The following is a 24,514-nucleotide window of genomic DNA, read 5'->3' on the forward strand; positions in this document are numbered from 1 at the left end:
AGAGCGCCTGCGCGCCACCGGATGTCCCGTGCTCCGAGCACGGACCGGACCGTGCGGGAGAGCCGAACTCTGGGGAGGGTGCGGATGTCGTGGTTGCCGTCGCCGATTCCGCATCCGCTGTCCTACTTCGACGCACCGGGGTGGATGAAGGAATGCCTCGACTGGGTCATCGGCATGGACTGGCCCGAAGGCGACGAGCAGGCCACCTGGGACCTAGCCGACGACTGGTACGCGGTAGCCGGTGACCTCGCCGACCCGCTGACCGAGTCCGAGCGGGCGGCCCTGGACGCGGTCGCCGCGTTCGGCGGGGCCGAGGGCAAGGTCGCCGCCGCGATCAAGGAGGCCTGGGGCCAGATCGGCAGCGGCGACGAGAAGTCGGCCCTGCAGGCGGCCGCCTACGTCGCGGGCGCGCTCGGCGAGATGCTCGAAGGCGGCGGCTGCGACATCCAGGGCGCCAAGCTGGAGTACTACATCGAGCTCGGCCTGCTGCTGATCGAGCTGATCGCGCTGGCCGTCGCCGCGTTCTTCACCTTCGGCGCGTCCACCGCCGCCGCCGGCCCGGCCTGCATGGCGACCCGCTTCGCCATCAAGGAGATCCTCAAGCGGCTGCTCAAGTCGCTGATCGAGCGCGGCATCAAGCGCGCCCTCAAGGACAAGCTCAAGGACCTCGGCAAGGACTTCGGCAAGAAGCTCGGCAAGTGGGCGATCAAGGCCGGCAAAGAGGGCCTGGACGAGATGAAGGAGGAGCTGCTCACCCAGGGCGCCATCCAGACGTACCAGACCGCGACCGGCCGCCGCGACGGCCTCGACCTGGGCGATCTCGCCATGGCCGGCTGGGCGGGCTTCGCCGGCGGCGCGGCCAGCACCCTCGCCGGCGGCCACAACGGCGGCTTCGTCAGCAAGGTCTCCCACGGCGTACGCGGCGAGGTGCTCGGCGACATCGGCGGCTCGCTCGCCACCGGGCAGCTGCCGGACGCGGGCAACCTGGGCATGGCGGCGACCTCGGGCGCGCGCTCCAGCGTCACCAGCCACCTGACCGGCGAGCTCAACAACATGACGACCAACATCGTCAGCAACCTCGCCGGGACGAGCTTCGACGGCGACCCGAGCACGAACATCACCACCGCCGCGGCGGCCACCGCGGCCGCGGGCGGCGGCGGTTCGGGCGGCGGCGGTGGCCCCCAGGGCGGGACCGCGGGCTCCGGCGGTGGTTCCGGTGGTGGTTCTGGCGGCTCGCACGGGGGCGGCTCGGGTAGCGGCTCCGGCGGCCTCGCCGGCGTGGCCCCGCCGGAGGCGACCGCAGCCCCGGCCGCACCCGCCGCACCGCCGCCGGTCGCGAACGTTCCCGCCCAGGCCAACACCGTGATAGCCCCGGCGGTCGCCACCGCTCCGCAGGCCATGGCCGCGCCCTCCACCGCGGCCCCCGCCGCGCCCGCGGTGGCGAGCCCGGCGTCGGGCCTGGCCGGCACCTCGGCCGCCCCTTCCGTCTCGGCGTCGACCTCCGCATCGGGGTCGGTCTCCACCGGGTCCGGTGGACTGTCGGGCACGGGCTCCGCCGGCGGCACCGCGACGGCGGGCACGAGCCCGTCGGGCGGCGGCACGGGGTCAGGCGGCCCGTCCGGGTCCACGGCCACCTCGGGCTCGGGCACCGCCTCGGGCTCGGGCACCACCTCAGGCTCGGGAACTTCCGGCACGGGAACCTCGGGTTCCGGCACCGGCTCCGGGTCGAACACCTCCGGTTCGACCGGTACGAACCCGGCCTCCGGTGCGCGGCCCGCGGCAGGCGTGACGGCGACCGGCCCGACGCAGGCCGGGCTGGCCGCGCAGACCGGCACACCGTCGCAGACCGGCCCGTCCGTGCAGGCCAATGCCTCGACGACCACACCGTCGGCGCAGGCCAACACGTCCGTCACGACATCCGCGACGCAGGCGAGCGCCTCCACGGCCGCGCCGTCGGCGCAGACGAACACGACTGCGCAGACACCTTCGTCCCAGACCGGGCCGTCCGCGCAGACGAACACCACGACGCAGACGCCGTCCACGCAGACAGGACCCACGGCGCAGGCGAGCACCAGCACGCAGACCGGTCCCGCGAGCCAGACGACCGCCACCAACCCGCAGGGCACGACGCCGTCGACCACGGGCCCGCAGAACCCCGCCACACAGAACCCCGCAACGGCGCAGCACCCCGCGACGGCGCAGAACCCGCCACACCAGCAAGGTCAGACCACGTCGCCCAGCTCTTCGACGAGCCCGCAGACGGCCCCCGCCCAGCAGCCGCCAGGCGACCCGGCCCGCCCGCAGCCCGCCCCGGCCCAGCAGCCCGACCCGGCGACGCCCGCGGTCGCCGTCGTGCCGGGCGCGGACAACCGCGGTCCCGGCCCGGACAGCGACACCAGGCCCCCGGCCGCCGACGGGCGGCGGGACGGCGAGCGCAGCCGGGCCGAGGCGCGGCGCTGGAGCGACGCGTACCACGGCGGGCTGCGCGCGCAGCGGCGCGAGATCCTGGCCTCGATGGGCCGCCCCGGGGCGCTCGCCGCGGCGGCCTGGGACGCGCTGAACCGCCACGACGGAGCGGACTTCACCCGCGGCGGCGTCACCACCGACGACGTGTCGGCGCTGACCGGCACCGACCAGCCGCCGTCGGTCGACGCGACCCGCCGCTACGATCAGCGCGGCGGCTACCGGCCGGTGCTCACCCAGCACCAGCTCGACCTGGAGAACGCCGTCCCGCGTGACGAGGACGGCCGCCCGCTGCAGTTCCCGCCGCTGCGCTCGGGCTGGCTGCGCTACGCCAACGACGGCGGCCCGCAGGCCGACCCGACCCGCGCGGTGAACTGCGTCGACGTGCTGCTCTCGGTCGCCGACACGTGGCTGCACGGGCGGCCGCGCTGCGCCGCCGCGCGTACCCTCGACGGTTTTGCCAGCGGCAACCCGGACCAGCCGGCCGGCCCGGAGCCGCGCGGGCCGCACCGCATCGAGGACTTCTTCGGCGGGCGCCTGCAGCAACTGTGCCCGGACACCCGCGGCCTGGACCGCCAGGCCGCCCGGCAGACCGTCGACGCGTCGTACGCCCGCCTGGCCGACCAGCTGCGCCAGGCCGGACCGGGCGCGATGGCCGTGATCATCCACCACTCGTCCGACGGCACCGCGCACACCTGGCCGGTCTTCAACGACGGCGGCGTCATCATGTACGCCGACCCGCAGCAGCCGCCCGGCACGCCGACCACCACCCCGCCCTACACCAGCGGCATCATCCAGATGGACGCCATGGTGATCGGGCCGGACGGCGAGCAGTCCGTGATCGACGGCGCGCCGACCGGGGCCTGGTCGCAGTACCAGGGTCAGCCCGATCCGGCGGCTGCCCCGGCCGGGGTGCACGCGACCCAGCTCGACGCGGACATGCAGCGCCCGCTCACCGACGCCGAACTCGCCGAACACGGCATCCGCGTCGGCGAGGCGACCCTCGACGATCTCGGCTACCCGGACCCGTCCGTGCTCAGCGACGCCGACCGGGTCCGCCTGGAGGCGATGCTGCCGCAGACTGCGGTCGTCTCCACGCAGGACGTGCGCTTCACCCAGCGTTCGGTGAGCCCGAACAGCGGTGACCTGACCATGGACCAGTTCACCGCGCGGATGGCGGAGACCGGCTGGCAGGGCGGCCCGGCACATGTCATCGCCTGGGGCGACGGCTCGATGTCCAGCATGGACAACCGCCGGATGCGGGCGGCCAACCTGGCCGGACTCGACACCGTGCCGGTCTGCGTGCACCGCCCGGACGAGCCGCTGACCAGTCTGCCCGATGGTGAGGACCCGGACCGCACGAAGTACCGGCGGCCGCTGCAGACCGATATCCGGATGGTCGACGGTCGGCTGGTCGTCGGCGGCGACCGGGGCGAGGTCGTGCACCCCCGGGGCACGGTGCCGGCGACGTTCGGCGAGGCTGCGCTGTTCCGTGCGGCGGAGCAGCGCAGCCTGCTGCCCGGCCGGCTGTACGGCGCGGACACGGTTCCGGTGACCATCGGCAAGCCGCCGGAGCCGGACGTGGTCGTCGATGACCTGGAGCTGGACGAGCGCGAGATGCTCACCGGCCTGCACGAGGCGGCGGTGGCGAACGCCGACGGGATCCGCGACGACATCGCCCAGCTCGTCTCGGCCTACAACCTCAGCCCGGACACGGACGGCATCCTACAGATGCCCGGCATCGACCACCGGGTCAAAGAGCTCGCCTCACTGGTCCGCAAGTACCTGGTCGAGGGCCGGTTCTTCGGTGTTGAAGGATTCCCTGAACGGGCCAACGACGCGGTGCGTTTCATGGTCCGCCTACCGGAAGGTGAGGGCTACCGGCCAGCCTTCGACGCGGTGCGCAGTGGCCTGGAGGCGCAGGGCTACCAGCTCACCGACATCAAGAACTTTTTCGCGTCCGGCAACCGCTTCCTGGGCCTCAACGTCACCTTCACCAGCCCGACCGGGCAGCTCTTCGAGGTGCAGTTCCCGACTGAGAACTCCGAACGTGCCTGGATTCTCACCCACGACGCGTACGAGGTGCTGCGTCGGGAGGGCAGCCTGGACGAGAACGGTGAACGGCAGAACGCCGAGTTGCCGGCGCGGCGTGTGCATGCGTTGTTGTCCATGCTCGCGCTCAACGAGGAGCTGGGCGTCAACGATGTGCCTCCGGGCATCGACACGATCGTGGGACCGCCGCCGGAGTCGGCCCCGGTCGGCGCCAAGTCCACCAATCTGGCGGTCTGGATCACGAAGAACGCAAAGATTTGGCAGCAGTACCGGGCATGGTTGGATGATCAGCAGGAGTCCTTCGCGGGCTTCGGCGACATCCTCGCCGAGTTCGGCATCGACCCGGACGACGTGCCGATCACACCGGAAGTCGCGGAGAAACTGGAGCGGATCGATGGTGAGCTACTACGCGCTTTACGCGGTGGACAAGTCGAAACCTCCGGCGAGGGGGATCATCGTGACTCACGGCGGGGTGGACGCGATGCTGTGGGACCACCGGCAGAAGGCGTGGGTGTACGACCCGACGACGGTGGCGTACGTGATGGATCACCACGACTACGTGGACCGCTCGGAGGAGATCAGCAGGGAACAGGCCGAGGAGCTGACCCTGCAGATCACCAAGGGGAAGGAAGCGCTCCCCGACGAGGAGACGATTCTCTGGATCTTCCAGTGGAAGGGAGCCCCGCCGCAGGACGACGACTGACCGACCAGGCCTCACCCGAGGTCCCCTCGGACCCGGCTCCTTCCGATGTGTTCGTCACCCCAGAAGCCGCAAATGGACCGGAGCAGGTCGATGGTGAGCTACTACGCGTTTTACGCGACGGACAAGTCGAAACCCCCGGCGAGCGGGATCTTCGTGACCCAGGGCGGGGAGAACGCGATGCTGTGGAGCCGTCGCAAGAACGCCTGGATCTACGATCCGGGGAAGGTGGCGTACCTGCTGGATCACCACGAGTACGTGGACCGCTCGGAGGAGATCAGCAGGGAGCAGGCCGAGGAGCTGACCCTGCAGATCACGGAGGGGAAGGAGGCGCTCCCCGACGAGGAGACGATTCTCTGGATCTTCCAGTGGAAGGGAGCCCCGCCGCAGGACGACGACTGACCCCGTCCTCCGACACAGCGGCGTCGCCTGAACTGGCCACGGACGCGCAGGCCGACTCGGCCTCGCCCGACGCGGCGCAGCGGCCGGCCGACCCCGGCTCGTCCACGGTGCCCGCTCAGCGCGACGGTGACACCGACCCGGGCACCGCCACGCCACCGGCACAGCCTCCGGCGGGACCGCCGCCGGACCCGATGGGCCGCTTCTTCGCGCCGCCGCCGTCGGACGGCCCGGACGGCGAAGAGCACGCGATGCTCGACGACGTCTACGAGCGCGCGCTGGAGGCGTCCGAGCGCATCCTCGGCGACCTGCAGCGGTTCACCGCAGCGGCGGAGACGGCACTCGGGCTGCCCGAGGGTTCGCTGCCGCTGCGCGACACCGACCACAAGGCCAAGAGCCGGGAGTCGCTGGAGCGCAAGTACCTCGCCGAAGAGCGGCAGGGTGGGCCGGACCAGTACGCGGCCAGCGTCAACGACTCGGTGCGCTTCTCCATCCAGTTGCCGGACGGCCCCGGCTACCTTCCCGCGCTCGACGCGGTGCTCGCGCAGCTGGCGGCGGCCGACTACGAGCTGGAAGGAAAGGTCAACAACTTCTGGAACGCCGGCAACCGCTTCTACGGTATGAACACCACGTTCCGGGCGCCCGACGGCACCCTGTTCGAGGTGCAGTTCCCGACGGAGCGGTCGTATCAGGTGTGGCACGCCACGCACGTCGAGTACGAGACGATGCGCAACGTCAAGGCCACGCCTGAGCAGCGGGTCCGTGCGCTGCTGCGCATGCTGGAGGTGAACCGTGCCGCCGGTATGATCGACGAGATCCCGCCGGGCGTCGCGGACCGCAGGCCCAAGGACGCGAGCCTGGCCAAGTGGATCGCGGACAACTCCGAAGTCTGGGCCGCCTTCGAACGGCAGCTGGCTGCCGAGGGCCGCACCCCCGGTGACGTGATCGCCGAATACGACCTGACCCCTGACGACTTCCCGATCACTCCCGAGGTCGCCGCCCGGCTGGAGGCCCAGAATGTTGCACTACAAAGCCATCTACCGGAAGGACATCGAGGACTTCCCGGACCAGGAGGCAGTGGGCCTGATCATCGCGGGCGAGGGGTACCTGGAGTATCTGATCTGGGATCACCGGGCCCAGAGCTGGCGGTACGACCCGGAGACGGCGGGGTTCATCCTGGGCCGGGACACGTACGACTACCGGCGCAGGCCGATCGACCGGCCGGAGGCGGAACAGATCGCGATGGCGATCACGAACGGGACCGACCCGCTGCCGAGCGAGGAGGAGATCCTCGAGGTGTTCCGGGAGTCCCACCGTCGCCGCGCAGCGGGGACGCTGGACTAGCCGACCCCGCCGGACCGCCTGACCCGGCCGGTCCGCCGCCGGAGCCGATGGGCGCGGTCTTCGAGCCGGAGCCCACGACTCAGGACCTGACGGCCGAAGAGTTCGCCATGCTCGACGAGGTCTACGAGACCTCCCGGCAGCGTTCGGCCGAGATCATGGCCGACATCCAGACCGCGATGGCGGCCGTCAACGGCTCGCCCGAGCACTCGGGCGACGACCTGCACCTGCTCGCCGACACCGACGAGACCCGGTTCAAGAGCCGGGAGTCGCTGCAGCGCAAGTACCTGCTGGAAGGGCAGGCGCACGGGCACGAGCACTTCGCCGCGACGATCAACGACGCGGTGCGCTTCTCGGTCGTCATGCCCGACGGCGACGCGTACCGCCCGGCGTTCGACGCGCTGGTCCGGCAGATGGCGGACCGGGGCTACGAGCTGGACGGGCCGCCGAAGGACTTCTGGCGGCCGGGCAACCGGTTCTTCGGCACGAACGCGACGTTCCGGGCCGAGGACGGCACCTACTTCGAGGTGCAGTTCCCGACGCAGCTGTCGTTCGAGTTGTGGCAGCAGACGCACCACGACTACGAGGTGCTGCGCGACGACAGCCTGCCGGCCGAGCAGCGGCTGCGCGCCCTGCTGTCGATGATCGAGGCCAACCGGCGCGCCGGTATCATGGACGCGATCCCGGCGGGCATGGGTGGTGACGGGGCCAAGGACAACGGCCTGGCCAAGTTCCTCTCCGAGCAGCCGGAGGTGCTGGACGAGCTGCGTGCCCAGCTGGCGCAGGAGGGCCGGACCCCCGCCGACCTGATCGCCGAGTTCGACCTCGCCCCGGACGACTTCGCGGTCACCCCCAAGGTGGCCCCCAACCTGAGGGAAGAGGATGCTGCACTACTTCGCGCTCTACGTGAGGGACATCGAGTACCACCCGGACCAGGAACCGACGGGTCTGATCGTCAAGGGCCCGGGGACCCGGGAGGCGCTGATGTACGACCACCGAGCGGGGGGCTGGCGGTATCGCCCGGACGCGGTCTCGGAGATCATGAACAGTCTGAGCTGGGACGACCGGCGTCGCCCGGTGGACCGGACGGCGGCCGAGCGGATCGCGCTGGCGATCTCGCAGGGGACCGGCCCGCTGCCGAGCGAGACGCAGATCGAGGAGATCTTCGCGGAGTCGCACCGTCGCCGCGCCCAGGAGACGCAGCCCTAGCCGGCGACCCCGATCCGGCGACCCCGGACGCCACCGACACTCCGCCGATGCCGGGCAGCACGCCGCCCGGCCCGGTCGGCATGGACCCGGCCGACCCGAACCACCCGCAGTGGCCCTACCGGGCCGGTCTGCAGACCCGGCGCATGTCGCTGGAGCTGCAGCGGCGGCAGCAGGAGGCGGACGCGCTCGCGGCCGAAGCGGCCAAGCACCTCGCCGAGATGCACAAGTACCGGTCGTGGGCGACGTTCTACTCCGAGCAGCAGCCCGACGCCGAGCAGGCGAAACTGTGCCAGGAGTGGGCCGACCGGCACCAGCAGTGGGCCAACGAGTGGGGCAAGGCCTCCAAGGCGGCCTACAACGGCACGTATACGGCCAACCAGACGACGACCGTCGGCACCGACGCGGAGTGGGTCGCGGTCAACACCGACGACGGCGACCTGCTGGTCGACGTGCCCGCCGCCGACGGCCGGCCCTACCTGTACCGGGGCGGCCTGCGCCCGCCGTTGCAGCAGCACCAGGACGACCTGATCGCCGCGCTGCCGCGTACCCCCGGCGGTTTCCTGCAGATGAACCCGGACCCGCGGGTGGGCACCTGGTTCGGCCTGGCCAACGACGGCGGGCCGGAGCTGGACCCGTCCCGCGGCATCAACTGCGTCGACTGCATGATCTCCGCGTGGCGGACCTGGCGGGGCCGCCCGCAGGTCTCCGCGCCGCGGACCTTCGACGGGTACGCCGGAACCGATGTCAACGCGGTCACGGGCGGCGAGGTGGGCGGCATGGCGCGCGTCGCCGCGGCCGTCGGCGGCGCCTGGCAGACCGTGTTCCCGAACATGTCGCAGAGCCCGGCCACCCAGGCCCAGCAGTGGTCCGACTGGGGCTTCGCGGCGATCACGCACGAGCTGCAGGAGGCGGGCCACGGCGCGGCGATGTTCATCGTCACCGAGTGGCAGGCCGGCACCTCGCACGCCTGGCTCGCGGTCAACCAGGACGGGACCATCCTGTTCCTGGACCCGCAGACCCGCCAGATCGCCGAGAACGTGTCGATGTACGGGCACACCGGCGACCCGTCGAACAACGCCAACGTCGTCGGCATGTACGCGATGATGCTGGACGCGAACGGCGACCCGGAGCCCATGTCCAGCCTCGCCCAGACCTCGTGGGGGAAGGCCGAACTGGCCCAGCAGCAACAACAGCCGCAACCCGACCCGGAGCCCGGCCCCGAGCCGGTTCACCAGCCTGGTCCCAGCCTGGACAAGCAGCCGGCTCCGAGCCTGGCGCAGCAGGATGGGCCACAAGGCCAGGAACCCGCGGGCGCACTACCCGATCCGGGCGCGGCGTCAGCGGCTCAGCCGTCGGACGCCGGGATCCGGCACGCGGGTGAATTGTCACAGGCGGGCGCACCGGAGGCCTATGCGAAGATCCGTGCATGGACTGATGTCGTCGAGCGGGTGGCCGACTACACCGGACATCCGCCGGAGATCATCGAGCGGGCCTGGCGGAACCTGTTCGTCGACGTGCACGATGTCGCGGTCGGGCCGGGCCAGGTCGAGCACGGGGTCTGGTTTCCGGCCTACCACCACAATTCCGGACCATGGCTGAAGGCCTATGAAGGCACCTTTCCGGACGACATCGAGGTGCGGGGTTTTGCGCTGCTGCTCGCCCACGAATACGTGGAGTCCCGCCTGCTCGAGGAAGGTGTGCCGTTCAACTCGGCCGACCCGCGCTGCTGGAGTCCCGACGAGGAGGACGGCGGATGGATGGAGGGCACCGCCGACGGCATCTATGCAGCGCACTTCCTGGCGCCGCGACACAACCCGCTGAACCAGTTCATCCAGTACCGCGGCATGGGATTGGTGCCGCTGGACATGTCGGTGCTGCCCCCGGAGACAGGGGACCCGCTGAGCGTGGACAATCTTGAAGCAGTGGTCAGTGCCGTGCTTGAGATCTTGAGGAGCCGGGGATGAAGGTGGAGGCGAGCACCGAGCGCCTGATCGAGCGGCTCGACGCCGTCGACTGGGACGAGAGCATGGACCGCAACGGGTCACGGGTCAGGCTGATGCAGGAGTACCTGCGCCGGTCTGCGCTGTGGGCGCAGGCGCTGGGCCGGACCGAGCACTGGCCCTTCTTCGACATCGCCTCCTTCGTCGACCCCGCGGCGCGGATCGACGAGCAGACGGCCGCGGCGGTGCGACGGCGCATGGGTGAGGGCGGCGCGCGGCCGCTGGACGCGACCATCGTCCGCTACATGCTGGACTTCAGCGTGCTGGAGAATTGGCCCGACGGGCTGCCAGACCCGTTCGAACCACTCCTGATGGTGTACGAACGTGGTGGGCCCTTTGACTGGGAGGCGGGGCGGGTGTATATCGGTTCGGCCGTGGGCATCCCCCAGGGCACCTGGGAGAAGTACGTCGGCCGCACGCCGCTGGACGATGTGAGCCCAGCTGCGCTGGACGCACTGGACGAGGCATGGCTGGCCCGGCGGGCGGAGCAGGCACGTGCTTACCAGGCCGGTGTACAGCGCCGCGACGGCTGATGGTGTGGCAGCGGCTCACGATCCGGCAACCGCTGCTCGGCTGCCGGAGGTGCCGCCCGCTGCCCGGACCGCGGCGCGCCCCGACGGCGATGTCCAGGAGAACCGGTAATGAAGGTGAATGCTCGCACCGAGCAGTTGATCACGCGGTTGCGCGGGGTGGTCTGGGAGGAGAGCCTGGTCCACAACGGGTCGCGCATCGCGCTGATGCGAGAGTACCTGCGCCGTTCCGCGCTGTGGGCACAGGCGCTGGACCGGGCGGACGCCTGGCCGTTCTTCGACATCGCGGCGGCGGCCGGCCGGGGTGCCCTGCTCGACGAGGCGTTCCTGGACTCGGTGCTGGACGGGCTGGAGGGGCGGGGATTGCGGCCGCTCGACCCGCGGATCATCCGGTACATGCTCGACTTCACCGCGTTGCCGGCCAGGCCGCAGGATCCACCCGATCCGTTCGAGCCGTTGCTCATGGTGCACGAGCGCGGCGGGTCCTTCAGCCGGGCGGCCGGCAGCATCCGGATCGGCGTCGGCGACGGCGTGCCGGCGCGGTCGCCGGAGCGCTACGCGCGGCTCGCTCCGGCGGAGGATCTGGGCCCGGCGGCGCTGGACGCACTGGACAGGTCCTGGGAGGAGCGCCGCGCAGGGGCTTCGCGTCGGGTCCGCGAGGCGGATCAGCGCAGCTGACCGGGCTGCCGGCGAAGACACGCGAGGTGGCTCCCGAACTGGCTGGTCCCGGTGGGCTGGGAATCCATGATGATCGTAGGTCTACATTGGACATGTTTTCGAGATCGTGCCTGCCCGTGGCAGGGTGAGGCCCGGCCCGCGCCAGCCGCGGCCCGGATCGTGCAGGGGAAGGGACTCCGATGACCGTCACGGCGCAGGACGCGCAGCGAGTGGCCGAGCAGCTGGCCCGCGGGGCGGGCGGCACGCACCGGCCGTACGTCGCGGAGTTCCCGGAGTGCTTCATCGTCTGGACGCTGCCCGACAGCGCGGGGCCACCGGAGCCCGGGGCGGGCGCGCGGCTGGTCATCGACCGGCAGGACGCGCGGGTCAGCACGTACCCGTCGGTGCCGCTGGAACACGTCCGCCGCCTGCACCGGCAGCACCGGGCCGAGCAGGAGCCGGCCGCCCCGGTGACCGCCGATCCGCTGGCGGCGCTGCGACGGCTGGGCGGCGGTTCGGCCCCGGGGGTCACGGTGCGCCTGGTGCCCGCCGACGGCCTGCCGCGCGAGACGACCGGCGCCAAGGGCGACCAGGAGCTCAATCACCACCCGCTGGTGGTCAAGTGGCTGGCGGTGCAGAGCCCGGGTTCGCTGGTACGCGGCACCCGGCGGCACGCGGAGCTGGTCGTGCTGTCCGACTGGCTGCACGAGCTGGAGCACGCGGCAGCCACCCGCGGCGAACCGGGCCTGACCATCGCGCAGGTGCGTGCCGCCGCGCAGCAGGTGCAGGAGCTGCGGCTCACGCTGGTGCGCGACCCGGGCGATCCGCTCGCGGGCACGCCGGCCGGGCCGTGCGACACCTGCCTGGCCGCCTGGATCCACTTCGGGCTCGCGCCCGCCTCCGCCGCGGTCGGGCCGGTCGAGCCGGTCGCGCCGCCGACGGGCATCCCGGGGCCGCTGGCGAACCTGTCCCCGGACGTCGCGGCGACGCTGGCCGCGGGCGGCTGGGACGTGCCGCTGCGGCTGGACGGGCGCATCGTGTCCGCGGTGGAGTGGGCCGAGCTGTCGGTGCGGGCGCTGGAGGAGTACGGCCACCCGCCGCTGGAGCCGTTGCGGGCCGCGATCGAGAAGTTCCCGTACCTGGTCTCGGTACGCCGCGGACCGGGGGTGGCGCACTGGGTGCGCCCGTTCGAGCTGGGCGGCGACCTGGTCGGTGCGACCGCGGACTCGCTGGCCGACTTCGGCCGGGTCATCGGCGCGCGGCTCGCCCCGATCGGCGCGGAGCAGGCCGGCGACGCCATCATCGCCGTGGACGAGAACAGCCGGGTCTGGGTCCTCGACCAGGCCGGCGAATGGTACGCGGGCCCCGACCTCGACACCGCCTTCGTCGTCCTCCTCCAGGGCCACCCCATGCCCCGGGTCCGCGACGACGGCACCCTCGAACCCCCGGCCTGACCCGGCCTCACCGGCCGGGAAGCCTCGCGTTGATCATGAAGTTGTGGCAGCGACACGCCGTCGAGCCGTGCCATAAGTTCATGATCAACCCGGCTCTGCGGGTGGTTACCAGGTGCCGGTGGTGCGGAGGCGGGGGGTGGAGCGGCCGATGAGGAGGGTCTGGACGGCGTCTTCCAGGGTGGGGCCGAGGAACCAGGCGCCGGCGTGGTCCACGGCGAAGACGCGGTGGTGCTCGTCGACGGCGAGGATGGAGTGCAGGCCGCCGGCCTCGCCGCCGATCGGGAAGAGCCGTGCGCCGAGGCGTTCGGACAGGTCGCCGAGGGTGTCGGCGGTCTGCTCGCGGGTCCACACGTCGAGGGTGAACGACTCCACGCGCTGAGCCGCGCCGCTCTGGCTCTGCAGCACCGGGTGGAACGGCGCGTACGGCTCCAGCAGGTCCACCAGGAACGGCAGCGCGGGCAGCCGGTGGCGTACGCCGGGCACGGCGATCGTGGCGGCCACCGCCTCGGCGGTGATCGCCCGCAGCGCCGCCCGGCCGGCCGCGCCGCGCTGCGGGGGCTCGGGGCGGACCAGGTCGCGGGGCAGCTCGCCGGGCATGCCGAGGCTCACCAGGGCGGTGCCGCAGGTGTTGCAGGACGCGGCGGGCGTGGGGTTGTCGGCCGGCGCGCCCTCGCGCAGCAGGTGCAGCCGCAGCGTCGCCCCGGCGAGCTGCCGGGCGGCCCAGGCCGGGTCGGTGTGCGCCGCGCCGCCGAGCTCGAACAGGGCCTTGGACACGACGATCAGGTCGGGGTGGCGGTGCGCGCCGCGGGTGCGGCTGCCGGGCGGGATCGCGGCGAGCGCGTGCGCGACGGCCGGGTGGTGCGCCGGCTCGGCGTCGGCGGTGTGCCCGAGCGCCTGGAACGTCCGCCCGGCCACCTCCAGCGTCGCCACCACCTGCGGCAGCGTGGGCGCGGGCACGCCGGGGTTGAGCCGGGCCAGCTGAGCGGCGAGCGCCATGGCGCGCCGCTCCGCCTCGTCGGCCGACAGCCGAGGCGGTCCGAACGGCGAGGACGTCAGGGCGGCGTTCGGCGGGGGAGGTCCGGGCGTCAGCGAGTGCGGGTCGGCCGGGACCGAGAGCACGGGCGGCAGCGGCGGCAGCGGCGGCGGCATCGTGCCGACCGGCGCCCCGGGCGGCGGGGTGGGCCGCGGCGCGGCCGGGTAAACCGCCTGGGCGGTCGCGGCGGGGCCGGCGTACCGGCTCATGGCGACCTGCGGCGGCAGGCCCGGCACCACCGTCAGCGCGCCGGTCTCCCGATCGATGATCACGGTCTCGCCGCTGCCGGGCTCGGGCACCGCGCCGCCGGCCGGGGGCGGCGACCAGACGACCCAGCCGCCCGGGAACTCGGTGAGCCGGGGCTCGCACTCGTAGCCGCGGCGCAGGGTCTCGCCGACGGCCCAGTGCCGCGCGATCTCCTCCAGCCGTTCCTGTGAAATCATTGCGGCTCCCGCGTTCGGCGATCGGTCTGGACAACTTATCGCAGCAGGGCACGAAGGGAGGTATCCCGCCCATCCGTGCCCGGGCGCGGGCCCGGCCGCGCTGAGGGGACTACGGTTCGAACATGCTTTCCGACGACACTTCGCAGTACCAGGGCCCGATCGAGCCAGGCCGGCCGGCGTCGTCGGGTGGTGGCGGCCGGGGTGGGGACGTGCTCTGGGCGCTGGCGCTGGCGGCCGTGATCGGCGTGCTGGGGCTGGGGCTGGGGCTGCTGTGGCACGCGCTCGCGCCGACACTGCCGCTGCGCATCGTCGAGGATGGCGCGGTCTACACGTCCCCCGAGCCGGAGCAGCTGGCCGCCGCCGAGGGCTGGTTCGTGCTGCTCGGCCTGGGCTTCGGGCTGCTGTGCGCGATCGCGGCCTGGGTGCTGCTGCCCGCCCGCCGGGGGCCGATCCAGCTCGCCGGGCTGCTGCTGGGCACCCTGATCGCGGGCTGGGCGGCGTGGTGGCTGGGCCACGACGTCGGGCTGGCCGCCTACCAGGACCAGCTGAAGAACGCGCCGGTGGACACGATCGTGCACCGGCCGGTGGACCTGCGCGCGGTGAAGAAGCTGACCTTCTTCCCGTACGCGATCGGCGGCGCGCTGCTCATCCCGGCGCTCGCCGCGGTGGTCACCTACGCGCTGGCCGCGGCCTGGTCGCGGTTCCCCTCGCTGCGCCGCCACGAGGACGAGCAGGAGTGGGCCGAGCACGACGACGATCAGTTCATCGCGGGCGCCGGGCCGAGCTGAGACAGCTGCGCCGGCACCGCCCGGACCTCGCGCAGCAGTGCGGTCTCCCGGGCCAGGATGGCCAGCTCCTGGCGCAGCCGGGACGCCGGGTCCGGCGCGCTGAGCAGCTGCTGGCGGTCGCCGACGGTCAGCGACGCGCTGGCCGCGACCAGGTTCGACAGCACCGTGGGGTCGTCGGGCAGCTGGTCGTCCGGCCCGCCGCGCAGCACGCCGAGGTATTCCCGGAACGCCGCCAGCACCCTGGGGGCGAGCTGGTCGGCCAGCTCGTCGGGGGCGGGGTCGGGCAGCCATTCCACGCCGACCACCGGGTACGGGTGCGGGCTGGGCACGAAGCCGGTGATGCGGAACCGGCGCGCGCCGACCGTGACGATGTCGAACTTGCCGTCGGGCAGCTCGGTGATCTGGCGCAGCTGCGCCACGCAGCCGACCTCGTGCACCACCACCTCGGAGGTGGCGACGCCGTCGTGCGGCGGGGGCATGACCTCCAGGCCGCGTTCGATCGCGACCACGCCGAACTCGCGCGGGGTGCCGTCGGGCAGGTCCATCAGGTTGCGCATCAGCGTGCGCCAGCGCTCCTCGAAGATGTGCAGCGGCAGCACCAGGCCCGGGAAGAGCACCGTGCCCAGCGGGAACAGCGGCAGCGTCCCGGTCATTGGGTGAGCCTAACGCCGGAGTGCGTCAACGGGCACTGCGCGCCCGCGGTGTCCCGGCGGCCATGGCACAGTGGCCCGGCTCACTGTCCCAGTGCCTGGGCGCGTACGCCGGGGTGCGCGGGTGCGCCAGTAGACTTTGGGAGGTGTTGACCCGTATCGACCTGCGTGGACGTGACATCGATCCGCGTAACCTGCTGCCCCGTGCCCGGATCGACGTCAGCCAGGCGGTGGAGCAGATCCGCCCGCTGGTCGACGGGGTGCGCGAGCATGGTGTCGAGGCGGTCAAGGAAGCCACCCATCGGCTCGACGGGGTGGACCTGGCCGCGTTGCGGGTGCCGGCGGAAGCGATCAAGGAAGCCGAGCAGGCCCTCGAACCCGAGGTCCGGGCCGCCCTGCTGGAGGTGATCGCGCGCACCCGCAAGGTGCACGCCGACCAGCGCCGCAGCGACCACACCACCCAGGTCGTGCCCGGCGGCACGGTCACCGAACGCTGGCTGCCGGTGTCCCGGGTCGGCCTGTACGTGCCCGGCGGCCTGGCCGTCTACCCGTCGACCGTGGTCATGAACGTCGTCCCCGCGCAGGCGGCGGGCGTGCCCAGCCTGGTGATCGTCAGCCCGCCGCAGAAGGCGACCGGGCTGCCCGACGCGCGGGTGCTGGCCGCGTGCGCGCTGCTCGGCGTCGACGAGGTGTACGCCGTGGGCGGCGCGCAGGCCGTGGCCATGCTGGCCTACGGCACGCGCGGCACCGCCGACCCGGAGCGCGAGCTGCCCGCGCACGACGACTGCGCGCCGGTCGACCTGATCACCGGCCCCGGCAACCTGTGGGTGACCGCGGCCAAGCGCCTGGTGCGCGGCGTGGTCGGCATCGACGCCGAGGCCGGGCCGACCGAGATCGCGATCCTGGCCGACGACACCGCCGATCCGGCGCACGTCGCGGCCGACCTGATCAGCCAGGCCGAGCACGACCCGATGGCGGCCAGCGTGCTGGTCACCGACTCGCCCGCGCTGGCCGACGCGGTCGACGCGGAGCTGGCGGTGCGGGTGGCCCGCACCAAGCACAGCGAGCGGGTCGCCACCGCGCTGGGCGGGCCGCAGTCGGCGACCGTGCTGGTCGGCGACCTGGCGCAGGGGCTGCGGGTGGTGGACGCGTACGCCGCCGAGCACCTGGAGATCCAGACCCGCGACGCGCGCGAGTGGGCGATGCGGGTGCGCAACGCCGGAGCGGTCTTCGTCGGGGCGTACGCGCCGGTGTCGCTGGGCGACTACTGCGCCGGCTCCAACCACGTGCTGCCCACCGCGGGCTGCGCCCGGCACAGCTCGGGCCTGTCCGTGCAGTCGTTCCTGCGCGGCATCCACGTCGTGGAGTACACGGCCGACGCGCTGCGCGACGTGGCCCACCACGTGGTCGCTCTGGCCAACGCCGAGGACCTGCCCGCCCACGGCGAGGCAGTGACCGCACGCTTCGAGGGTGGTGCCGCATGAGTGACTGGGTGCAGGCTCTGCTGCGAGAAGACCTGCGCGGGCTCAGCGCGTACGGCGCGCCGCAGCTCGACGTGCCGGTGCGGCTGAACACCAACGAGAACTCGTACCCGCTGCCCGACGAGGTCGTGCGCGCCGTGAGCCGGGCGATCACCGGCGAGATCGCGGACCTGAACCGCTACCCCGACCGCGACGCCGTGAAGCTGCGCGCCGACCTGGCCGCCTACTGCGGGCACGGGCTCACCGCCGAGCAGCTGTGGGCCGCCAACGGCTCCAACGAGGTGCAGCAGCAGCTGTTCCAGGCGTTCGCCGGGCCGGGGCGCACCGCGCTGGGCTTCGGCCCGGCGTACTCGATGCATCCGCTGCTGGCCGTCGGCACCGCCACCACCTGGGTGGACGGCCGGCGCGACGACGACTTCGGGCTGACCGCCGAGCAGGCGGTGGCGCAGGTGCGGGCGCACCGGCCCGCGCTGACGCTGCTGTGCTCGCCGAACAACCCGACCGGCACCGCGCTGGACTTCACCGTGATCGAGGCGGTGCTCGCCGAGACGACCGGCCTGGTCGTGGTGGACGAGGCGTACGCCGAGTTCCGCCGCCCCGGCACGCCCAGCGCGCTGGAGCTGCTCGACAGGCACCCGCGGCTGGTCGTCAGCCGCACCATGAGCAAGGCGTTCGCCTTCGCCGGGGCCCGGGTCGGCTACCTCGCCGCCCACCCGGCGGTGATCGAGGCGGTGCAGCTGGTCCGCCTGCCGTACCACCTGTCCGCGCTCACCCAGGCCGCCGCCCGCGCCGCGCTGGCGCACGCGGACGTGCTGCTGGGCACCGTCGAGGCGATCAAGGCCCAGCGCGACCGCATCGTGGCGGAGCTGCGCGACGGCGGCTGGACCGTGGCCGACTCGGACGCGAACTTCGTCCTGTTCGGACGCTTCACCGACCAGAAAACCGCCTGGCAGACTCTGCTCGACCAGGGCGTGCTGGTCCGCGACGTCGGCCTGCCGGGCTGGCTGCGCGTCACCGCCGGAACCGAGCAAGAGACCTCCGCCTTCCTGGCGGCGATGAAGGAGTTGGCAGCATGAGGACCGGACGGGTCGAGCGGGTCACCAAGGAGACCAAGGTCCTCGTCGAGATCGACCTCGACGGCACCGGTCGCGGCGACATCAGCACCGGGGTCGGCTTCTTCGACCACATGCTGAACCAGATCGCCCGGCACGGCGGCTTCGACCTGACCGTGCGCACCGAAGGCGACCTGGAGATCGACGCGCACCACACCATGGAGGACACCGCGCTGGCGCTGGGCGAGGCGTTCGCGCAGGCGCTCGGCGACAAGGCGGGCATCCGCCGGTACGGCGACGCGGTGGTGCCGATGGACGAGGTGCTGGTGCAGGCCGCGGTCGACCTGTCGGGGCGGCCGTACGTGGTGCACGACGAGCCGGAGAACATCGCCGACTACATCAACCCGGGCAGCGGCCCCGTCTACCCGACCTCGATGACGCGGCACATCTTCGAGTCGTTCGGGCAGACCGCGCGGATCACCCTGCACGTGTCGGTCCTGCGGGCGTCCCGCCCCGGGCAGAAGCCGGACGCGCACCACGTCATCGAGGGCCAGTTCAAGGCGCTTGCCCGCGCCCTGCGTACCGCCGTGGAGATCGACCCGCGCAGCGCGGGTGCGGTCCCGAGCACGAAGGGCGTGCTGTGAACGCCGCGGCCGGCGGGCGCCGGGAGCAGCGGTCATGAGCGCGCAGCCGAAGGTGACGGTGCTCGACTACGGATCGGGCAACCTGCGCTCGGCGCAGCGTGCGCTGGAGGCAGCCGGGGCCGACGTCGTGGTGACGCCGGACCTGGCCGCCGCGGAGCGGGCCGACGGCCTGGTCGTGCCCGGCGTGGGCGCGTTCGCCGCGTGCATGGCGGGCATCGAGGCCGCGCAGGCCGGGCCGGTGATCGCCGACCGGGTGATGGCCGGGCGGCCGGTGCTGGGCATCTGCGTCGGCGCGCAGATCATGTTCGACTCCGGCGACGAGCACGGCGTGGTCACCAAGGGGCTGGGCCTGCTGCCCGGCGCGGTGACCCGGCTGGCCGCCCGCCGGGTGCCGCACATGGGCTGGAACCTGCTCGACGCCCCGGCCGGCTCGACGCTGTTCAGCGGCGTCGACGCGGACGCGCGCTGCTACTTCGTGCACTCGTACGCCGCGCCGCCCAACGCCGAGCTGGACGCGGTCGCGCTGGTCACCACGTCGACCCACGAGCACGCGACGTTCGTCGCCGCCGCGGAGCGGGGGCCGCTGGCGGTCGCCCAGTTCCATCCGGAGAAGTCCGGGGCGGTCGGCGCACGGGTGCTGCGGAACTGGATCGCCACGCTGTGAGCCCACTCGTTAGGCTCGCCGCGACGTTGCGGCGGGACCGGGGTGGAGACGACACATGAGCAAGGAACGCAAGCTGCGCCGCGAGGCACGCGAGGCCGCCGCGCGGCAGGCCGTCGCGGCCGAGGAGCGCCGGGCGGGCCGCCGCCTGGCGCGTCGCGCCTTCTGGCGCCGGATCAGCCTGTATGAACTGCGCATACGCCGTACCGGCCGGTTGTCGGCGCGGCGCAGCGCGGCCGAGCGGGCCGGGGTCGCCATCGTGGTGGCCCTGGCTCTGTTCGTGATCTGGACGCTGGTGCCGTCGACGGCGCTGGCGGTGGCGCTGTCACTGCTGCTGGCGCTGACCCTGCCCGTGTTCGTGATCGTCGCTTTCGACCGAAGGAGTTCCTGATGGCCCTGGATCTGCTGCCCGCCGTCGACGTCGTCAACGGCCAGGCGGTGCGCCTGGAGCAGGGGGCCGCCGGCAGCGAGACGTCGTACGGCGCCCCGCTGGCCGCCGCGCTGGACTTCCAGGCGGCCGGGGCGCAGTGGATCCACGTGGTCGACCTCGACGCCGCCTTCGGCCGGGGCTCCAACGCGGAGCTGCTGGCCGAGCTGGTCGGCCGGGTGGACGTGAAGGTCGAGCTCTCCGGCGGCATCCGCGACGACGCGTCGCTGGCCGCGGCGCTGGGCACCGGGGCGGCCCGGGTCAACATCGGCACCGCCGCGCTGGAGGACCCGGCGTGGTGCGACCGGGTCGTCGGCGAGTACGGCGACCGGGTCGCGGTCGGCCTCGACGTCCGCGGGCGCGTGCTGTCCTCGCGCGGCTGGACCCGGGAGGCCGGCGACCTGTACGAGGTGCTGGAGCGCCTCGACAAGGCCGGCTGCGCCCGGTACGTGGTCACCGACATCCTCAAGGACGGCATGCTCCAGGGCCCGAACCTGCAGCTGTACCGCGACATCTGCGCCGCCACCTCGGCCCCGGTCATCGCGTCCGGCGGCGTGTCCACGCTCGACGACCTGCGCGCACTGGCGACGCTGGAGCCGATCGGCGTCGAGGGCGTCATCACCGGCAAGGCCGTCTACTCCGGTGCCTTCACCATCCCCGAAGCCCTCGCCGCCCTGGGCGCCTGACCGTTCTCGGCAGGCCCACCTCACACCGCCCGTCCGCCGTCCCCGACTTTCATCGACGTTGGCCTATCACGGCGAATCTGATCGCCGGAAACTCGCCGTGATAGGCCAACGTCTATTGCGTGCGGTGTGCGGCGGGCTGGCTGAGCGCCGACGGAGCTGGTCAGGAGCCGGCGCGGGCGGTGGTGCGGGTGGACCAGGCGGTGGTGACGGCTTCGATCACCGCTTTGAGTGCCGGACGCTGGTGGTGGGCGGTGCGCCAGGTGACGCTGACGCGGCGGGTGGGGACCGGGTCGACCGGGACCACGACGGTGCCGGGGGCGGTGGTGAGGCGGGCCAGGCGGGGGAGCAGGGCGACGCCGAGGCCCGCGGCGACCAGCGCCTGCTGGGTCTCGAACTCGCCGACCAGGTAGGCGGGGCGCAGGCCGGGCAGGGCGCGGACCAGCCAGTCGTGGCAGATGGTGCCCTCCGGCGAGGCGATCCAGCGCTCGTTGGCGGCTCGGTCCAGCGGGCCCGGCCCGGCCGTGGCGAGCGGGTGGTCGGCGGGCACGACGAGGTCGGCGGTGTCCTCGCCGAGCACGGTCGAGGAGACGCCGGGCGGCAGGTGCAGGCGCACCTCGCGCCAGTCGTCGATGACGGCGACGTCGACGCGGCCGCGGTCGAGGGCCTGGAGCGCCTCGTACGGGTTGGTCTCCACGACGCGGGGGCGCAGGCGCGGATACGACGTGGTCAGTGCGGTCAGGGCGGGTGGCAGCAGGCCGCGGCAGGCGGTGGCGAAGCAGGCGACGGTGACCTCCCCGGCGACCTCGCCCCGGTAGGCGTCCAGCGCGGCCGAGGCGGTGTCGGCGGCCGCGAGCACCAGTGCGGCGTGCTCGGCCAGCAGCCGCCCGGCGTCGGACAGGCGCAGCCCGCGGCCGTCCTTGTGACACAGCACCGCGCCGGTCTCCCGCTCCAGCTTGGCGAGCTGCTGGGACACGGCGGACGGGGTGCAGTGCAGGGCGGCCGCCGCGGCGTGCACGGTGCCGTGGCGGGAGAGCGCGTCGATGGCGCGCAGTCGGCCGAGATCGAGCATGTAGCGATTCTAAACGAATACTGAAGAACTATTAGCTGGTGCTGCACGGTTGTCCGGGTCGAGACTCGGCTCATGAAACCCAGGGACATCATGCTGGCCGTGGCCGTCGCCGCCGCGTGGGGCTGCAACTTCGTCGCGATCGAGGTCGGGCTCGGGCAGATGCCGCCGCTGCTGTTCGGCGCGCTGCGGTTCGCGCTGGCCGCGTTCCCGGCGGTGCTGCTGATCGGCGGTCCGCGTACGCCCTGGCGGTGGGTCTTCGGCATCGGCCTGGTGCTGGGCGTGGTCAAGTTCTCGCTGCTGTTCGCGGGCATGGCCGCCGGGCTGCCGGCCGGGCTGTCCTCGCTGCTGCTGCAGAGCCAGGCGATCTTCACCACCGTGTTCGCGGTCGCCCTGCTGCGGGAGCGGCCGGGCCTGCGCCAGTGGGCCGGGCTCGGGGTGGCCGTGGCGGGTGTCGGGCTGGTCGCCTCCCGGCTCGGGTCGGACCGGCCCGTCGAGGGCTTCGTGCTGGTGCTGGCCGCCGCCGTGGCGTGGAGCGTCTCCAACATCATGATGCGCCGGGCCGCCCCGCCCGACATGCTGCGTTTCATGGTGTGGGTGTCGGCGGTGGCCACGCTGCCGCTGTTCGCACTGTCGTTGCTGTTCGAGGGGCCGAGCCGGGTCGGCGCGGCATTGTCCGGGCTGGACCTGTCCGGGCTCGGGGCGCTGGTCTACATCGCGGGGATCTCCACGCTGGCCGGGTTCGCCGGCTGGGGCGTGCTGATCAAGCGGTACGGCGCGGCGACCGTGGCCCCGTTCTCGATGCTCGTCCCGTTCTTCGGGATGAGTTCGGCGGCCCTGTTCCTGGGCGAGCCGCTGCAGACCGGCGATGTGATCGCCGGGGCGCTGGTGATCGGGGGAGTGCTGCTCGGGGCGAGCGGGGGCGGCAGGGTCGCGGCCCCGAACGGCACGGACCGGCGCCCCGGCCCGTCCCACGAGCCGGACCAGCGGCTCGTCACGGCGGGCCGGCAGGTAGCGTCGAGCGCATGAGTGTCGCGGTGCGGGTCATCCCCTGTCTGGACGTGGACGCCGGGCGGGTGGTGAAGGGCGTCAACTTCGTCGATCTGCGCGACGCCGGCGACCCGGTGGAGCTGGCTTCGGCGTACGACGCCGCGGGCGCCGACGAGATCACCTTCCTGGACGTGTCCGCCTCCGTCGAGGGGCGCGGCACGATGCTGGAGGTGGTCCGGCGCACCGCGGAGACGGTCTTCATCCCGCTGACCGTGGGTGGCGGCGTGCGTTCGGTCGAGGACGTGGACGTGCTGCTGCGCGCGGGCGCGGACAAGGTCGGCGTCAACACCGCCGCGATCCACCGGCCCGAGCTGATCACCGAGATCGCCCGCCGCTTCGGCAACCAGGTGCTGGTGCTGTCGCTGGACGTGCGGCGGCTCAAGGACGGCAGCGGGTTCGAGGTCACCACGCACGGCGGGCGCAAGTCGGCCGGGCTGGACGCGATCGAGTGGGCCCGCCGGGTCGCCGACCTGGGCGCGGGCGAGATCCTGCTGAACTCCATGGACGCCGACGGCACCAAGGAGGGCTTCGACCTCGAACTGATCAAGGAGGTCCGGGCCGTGGTCGACATCCCGGTGATCGCCTCCGGCGGCGCGGGCAAGGCCGCCCACTTCCCGCCGGCCGTGGACGCCGGGGCCGACGCCGTGCTGGCCGCCAGCGTGTTCCACTTCGGTGAGGTGTCGATCGGCGAGGTCAAGTCCGCTCTGCGCCAGGCCGGCCACCCGGTCCGCTGAGGCCGTCCGGCCGGGGGGCCGCGCGCAGTCGCCCAGCCGGCCGCAGGTCATCCGGCATCCGGTGTTAACAAGGGCACCTTCTATAACGCGGAGCGTGCTGCGCTGCTGCTCGGCTCGCTGACGCGAGCCGACGAAGGTGCCCTTCCTTTGTTCTCAGCGGCGGAGGTAGCTGAGCAGGCGGAGGATCTGCCAGTAGAGGAAGATCAGGCCGACCAGCATGCCGAAGGCCAGGTACCAGCCGAAGCGGGGTGGCAGGCCGGCGGCGACGGCGCGTTCGACCTGGTCGAAGTCGATGACGAAGGTCAGCGCGCCGACGATGACGCAGAGCACGGCGAACAGCACGCCCAGGGTGCCGGCGCGGTAGATCGGCAGGCTGTGGCCGAAGAAGCGCAGGGCCAGGTCGACCAGGCTGAGCAGCACGATGCCGAGCAGCGCGCCGGTGACGACCTGGGTGAAGCGTTTCGTGGCGCGCAGGATGCGGGCGCTGTACAGCGCGGCCATGGCGAGGAAGACGCCGAACGTGCCGATGACGGCCTGCACGACGATGCCGGGGAACTGCTGCTCCAGCTCCCGGCTGACCACGCCCAGGAAGACGCCCTGCAGTACGGCGTACCCGCTGATCACGAGCGGGTTGGTGATCCGCTTGAAGACGATCACCAGGGCGAGCACCAGCCCGGCCAGGGTCGAGCCGAGCACGGCCAGCCCGGTCCAGGCGGGCGCCTGCAGCAGGTTCCAGGACGCGGCGGCGGCCGCCGCGGTGACGGCGACGAGCACCAGGGTCCGCCCGCACACGCCGTCCAGGGTGAGCCGCTGCCGCTGGTCGAGCACGACCGGCGCTTCGATCGGACGGGTGAGCACGGGATTCGAGCTCTGCATCACCACGGACGTCCTCCGCTGACGACGTATCGGCACTCTCAACCGGACATTAGCTTTCGAAACACACTGAGGCTGTGTGTTCACTGAGATATCTCTGAAATCCGAATGAGTCTCCCAA

Annotated in this window: 17 protein-coding genes; 13 read left to right on the plus strand and 4 right to left on the minus strand. The window is 72.7% G+C overall.

What is annotated here, in order from left to right:
• Positions 1–84 precede the first annotated feature (84 nt).
• The 4 genes from Cco03nite_RS01235 (at position 85) to Cco03nite_RS01250 (ending at position 12,805) form a co-directional block, all read left to right on the plus strand.
• Positions 85–10,128, plus strand: coding sequence for a toxin glutamine deamidase domain-containing protein (locus Cco03nite_RS01235; protein ID WP_203687994.1), 10,044 nt, complete (start codon positions 85–87; stop codon positions 10,126–10,128).
• Positions 10,125–10,697 (plus strand): hypothetical protein, encoded by a 573-nt coding sequence (locus Cco03nite_RS01240; protein WP_203687995.1) that lies wholly within the window; start codon positions 10,125–10,127, stop codon positions 10,695–10,697. The genes Cco03nite_RS01235 and Cco03nite_RS01240 overlap by 4 nt, the downstream gene beginning before the upstream one ends.
• 108 nt (positions 10,698–10,805) lie before the next feature.
• The gene (locus Cco03nite_RS01245) at positions 10,806–11,372 is read left to right on the plus strand and encodes a hypothetical protein (protein ID WP_203687996.1); all 567 of its coding nucleotides are present in this window, start codon (positions 10,806–10,808) and stop codon (positions 11,370–11,372) included.
• Positions 11,373–11,551: 179 nt separating this feature from the next.
• Positions 11,552–12,805, plus strand: coding sequence for an SUKH-3 domain-containing protein (locus Cco03nite_RS01250; protein WP_203687997.1), 1,254 nt, complete (start codon positions 11,552–11,554; stop codon positions 12,803–12,805).
• A 105-nt stretch (positions 12,806–12,910) separates the two neighbouring features.
• On the opposite strand, the gene Cco03nite_RS01255 is transcribed toward Cco03nite_RS01250, so the two are convergent.
• Positions 12,911–14,281 (minus strand): SUKH-4 family immunity protein, encoded by a 1,371-nt coding sequence (locus tag Cco03nite_RS01255; RefSeq protein WP_203687998.1) that lies wholly within the window; start codon positions 14,279–14,281, stop codon positions 12,911–12,913.
• A 122-nt stretch (positions 14,282–14,403) separates the two neighbouring features.
• Here Cco03nite_RS01255 and Cco03nite_RS01260 point away from each other — a divergent pair, with 122 nt between their 5' ends.
• A complete protein-coding gene (locus Cco03nite_RS01260; protein WP_203687999.1) occupies positions 14,404–15,069 on the plus strand; it encodes a DUF2567 domain-containing protein in 666 nt (221 codons plus the stop codon).
• On the opposite strand, the gene Cco03nite_RS01265 is transcribed toward Cco03nite_RS01260, so the two are convergent.
• Entirely contained in the window at positions 15,039–15,722 is a 684-nt protein-coding gene (locus Cco03nite_RS01265) for an LON peptidase substrate-binding domain-containing protein (protein ID WP_203688000.1), read from the minus strand. The genes Cco03nite_RS01260 and Cco03nite_RS01265 overlap by 31 nt on opposite strands.
• A gap of 143 nt (positions 15,723–15,865) precedes the next feature.
• On the opposite strand from Cco03nite_RS01265, the gene hisD reads away from it, so the two are divergent.
• The 6 genes from hisD to priA are packed head-to-tail and all read left to right on the plus strand — an operon-like array spanning position 15,866 to position 20,670.
• A complete protein-coding gene (hisD, locus tag Cco03nite_RS01270) occupies positions 15,866–17,203 on the plus strand; it encodes a histidinol dehydrogenase (protein WP_203688001.1) in 1,338 nt (445 codons plus the stop codon).
• Positions 17,200–18,276 carry a histidinol-phosphate transaminase gene (locus Cco03nite_RS01275; RefSeq protein WP_203688002.1) on the plus strand — a complete coding sequence of 359 codons (1,077 nt, stop codon included), beginning with the start codon at positions 17,200–17,202 and terminating at the stop codon, positions 18,274–18,276. The genes hisD and Cco03nite_RS01275 overlap by 4 nt, the downstream gene beginning before the upstream one ends.
• Positions 18,273–18,896, plus strand: a complete 624-nt coding sequence (gene hisB, locus Cco03nite_RS01280; protein ID WP_203688003.1) for an imidazoleglycerol-phosphate dehydratase HisB — start codon at positions 18,273–18,275, stop codon at positions 18,894–18,896. The genes Cco03nite_RS01275 and hisB overlap by 4 nt, the downstream gene beginning before the upstream one ends.
• A 34-nt stretch (positions 18,897–18,930) precedes the next feature.
• Positions 18,931–19,560, plus strand: a complete 630-nt coding sequence (gene hisH / locus Cco03nite_RS01285) for an imidazole glycerol phosphate synthase subunit HisH (RefSeq protein WP_203688004.1) — start codon at positions 18,931–18,933, stop codon at positions 19,558–19,560.
• A gap of 55 nt (positions 19,561–19,615) precedes the next feature.
• Positions 19,616–19,948, plus strand: a complete 333-nt coding sequence (locus Cco03nite_RS01290) for a hypothetical protein (RefSeq protein WP_203688005.1) — start codon at positions 19,616–19,618, stop codon at positions 19,946–19,948.
• The gene (gene priA / locus Cco03nite_RS01295; RefSeq protein WP_203688006.1) at positions 19,948–20,670 is read left to right on the plus strand and encodes a bifunctional 1-(5-phosphoribosyl)-5-((5-phosphoribosylamino)methylideneamino)imidazole-4-carboxamide isomerase/phosphoribosylanthranilate isomerase PriA; all 723 of its coding nucleotides are present in this window, start codon (positions 19,948–19,950) and stop codon (positions 20,668–20,670) included. The genes Cco03nite_RS01290 and priA overlap by 1 nt, the downstream gene beginning before the upstream one ends.
• Positions 20,671–20,830: 160 nt before the next feature.
• Here priA and Cco03nite_RS01300 read toward each other — a convergent pair whose 3' ends face one another.
• Positions 20,831–21,739 (minus strand): LysR family transcriptional regulator, encoded by a 909-nt coding sequence (locus tag Cco03nite_RS01300; protein ID WP_203688007.1) that lies wholly within the window; start codon positions 21,737–21,739, stop codon positions 20,831–20,833.
• A gap of 72 nt (positions 21,740–21,811) precedes the next feature.
• Here Cco03nite_RS01300 and Cco03nite_RS01305 point away from each other — a divergent pair, with 72 nt between their 5' ends.
• Positions 21,812–22,765, plus strand: a complete 954-nt coding sequence (locus Cco03nite_RS01305) for an EamA family transporter (RefSeq protein ID WP_203688008.1) — start codon at positions 21,812–21,814, stop codon at positions 22,763–22,765.
• Positions 22,762–23,520 (plus strand): imidazole glycerol phosphate synthase subunit HisF, encoded by a 759-nt coding sequence (gene hisF / locus Cco03nite_RS01310; protein ID WP_203688009.1) that lies wholly within the window; start codon positions 22,762–22,764, stop codon positions 23,518–23,520. Before Cco03nite_RS01305 ends, hisF begins: the two co-directional genes overlap by 4 nt.
• A 153-nt stretch (positions 23,521–23,673) precedes the next feature.
• On the opposite strand, the gene Cco03nite_RS01315 is transcribed toward hisF, so the two are convergent.
• Positions 23,674–24,396, minus strand: coding sequence for a Bax inhibitor-1/YccA family protein (locus tag Cco03nite_RS01315; RefSeq protein WP_203688061.1), 723 nt, complete (start codon positions 24,394–24,396; stop codon positions 23,674–23,676).
• Positions 24,397–24,514: the final 118 nt, after the last annotated feature.

Source organism: Catellatospora coxensis (assembly GCF_016862635.1).
In the GTDB taxonomy this organism is placed as follows: Bacteria; Actinomycetota; Actinomycetes; order Mycobacteriales; family Micromonosporaceae; genus Catellatospora; species Catellatospora coxensis.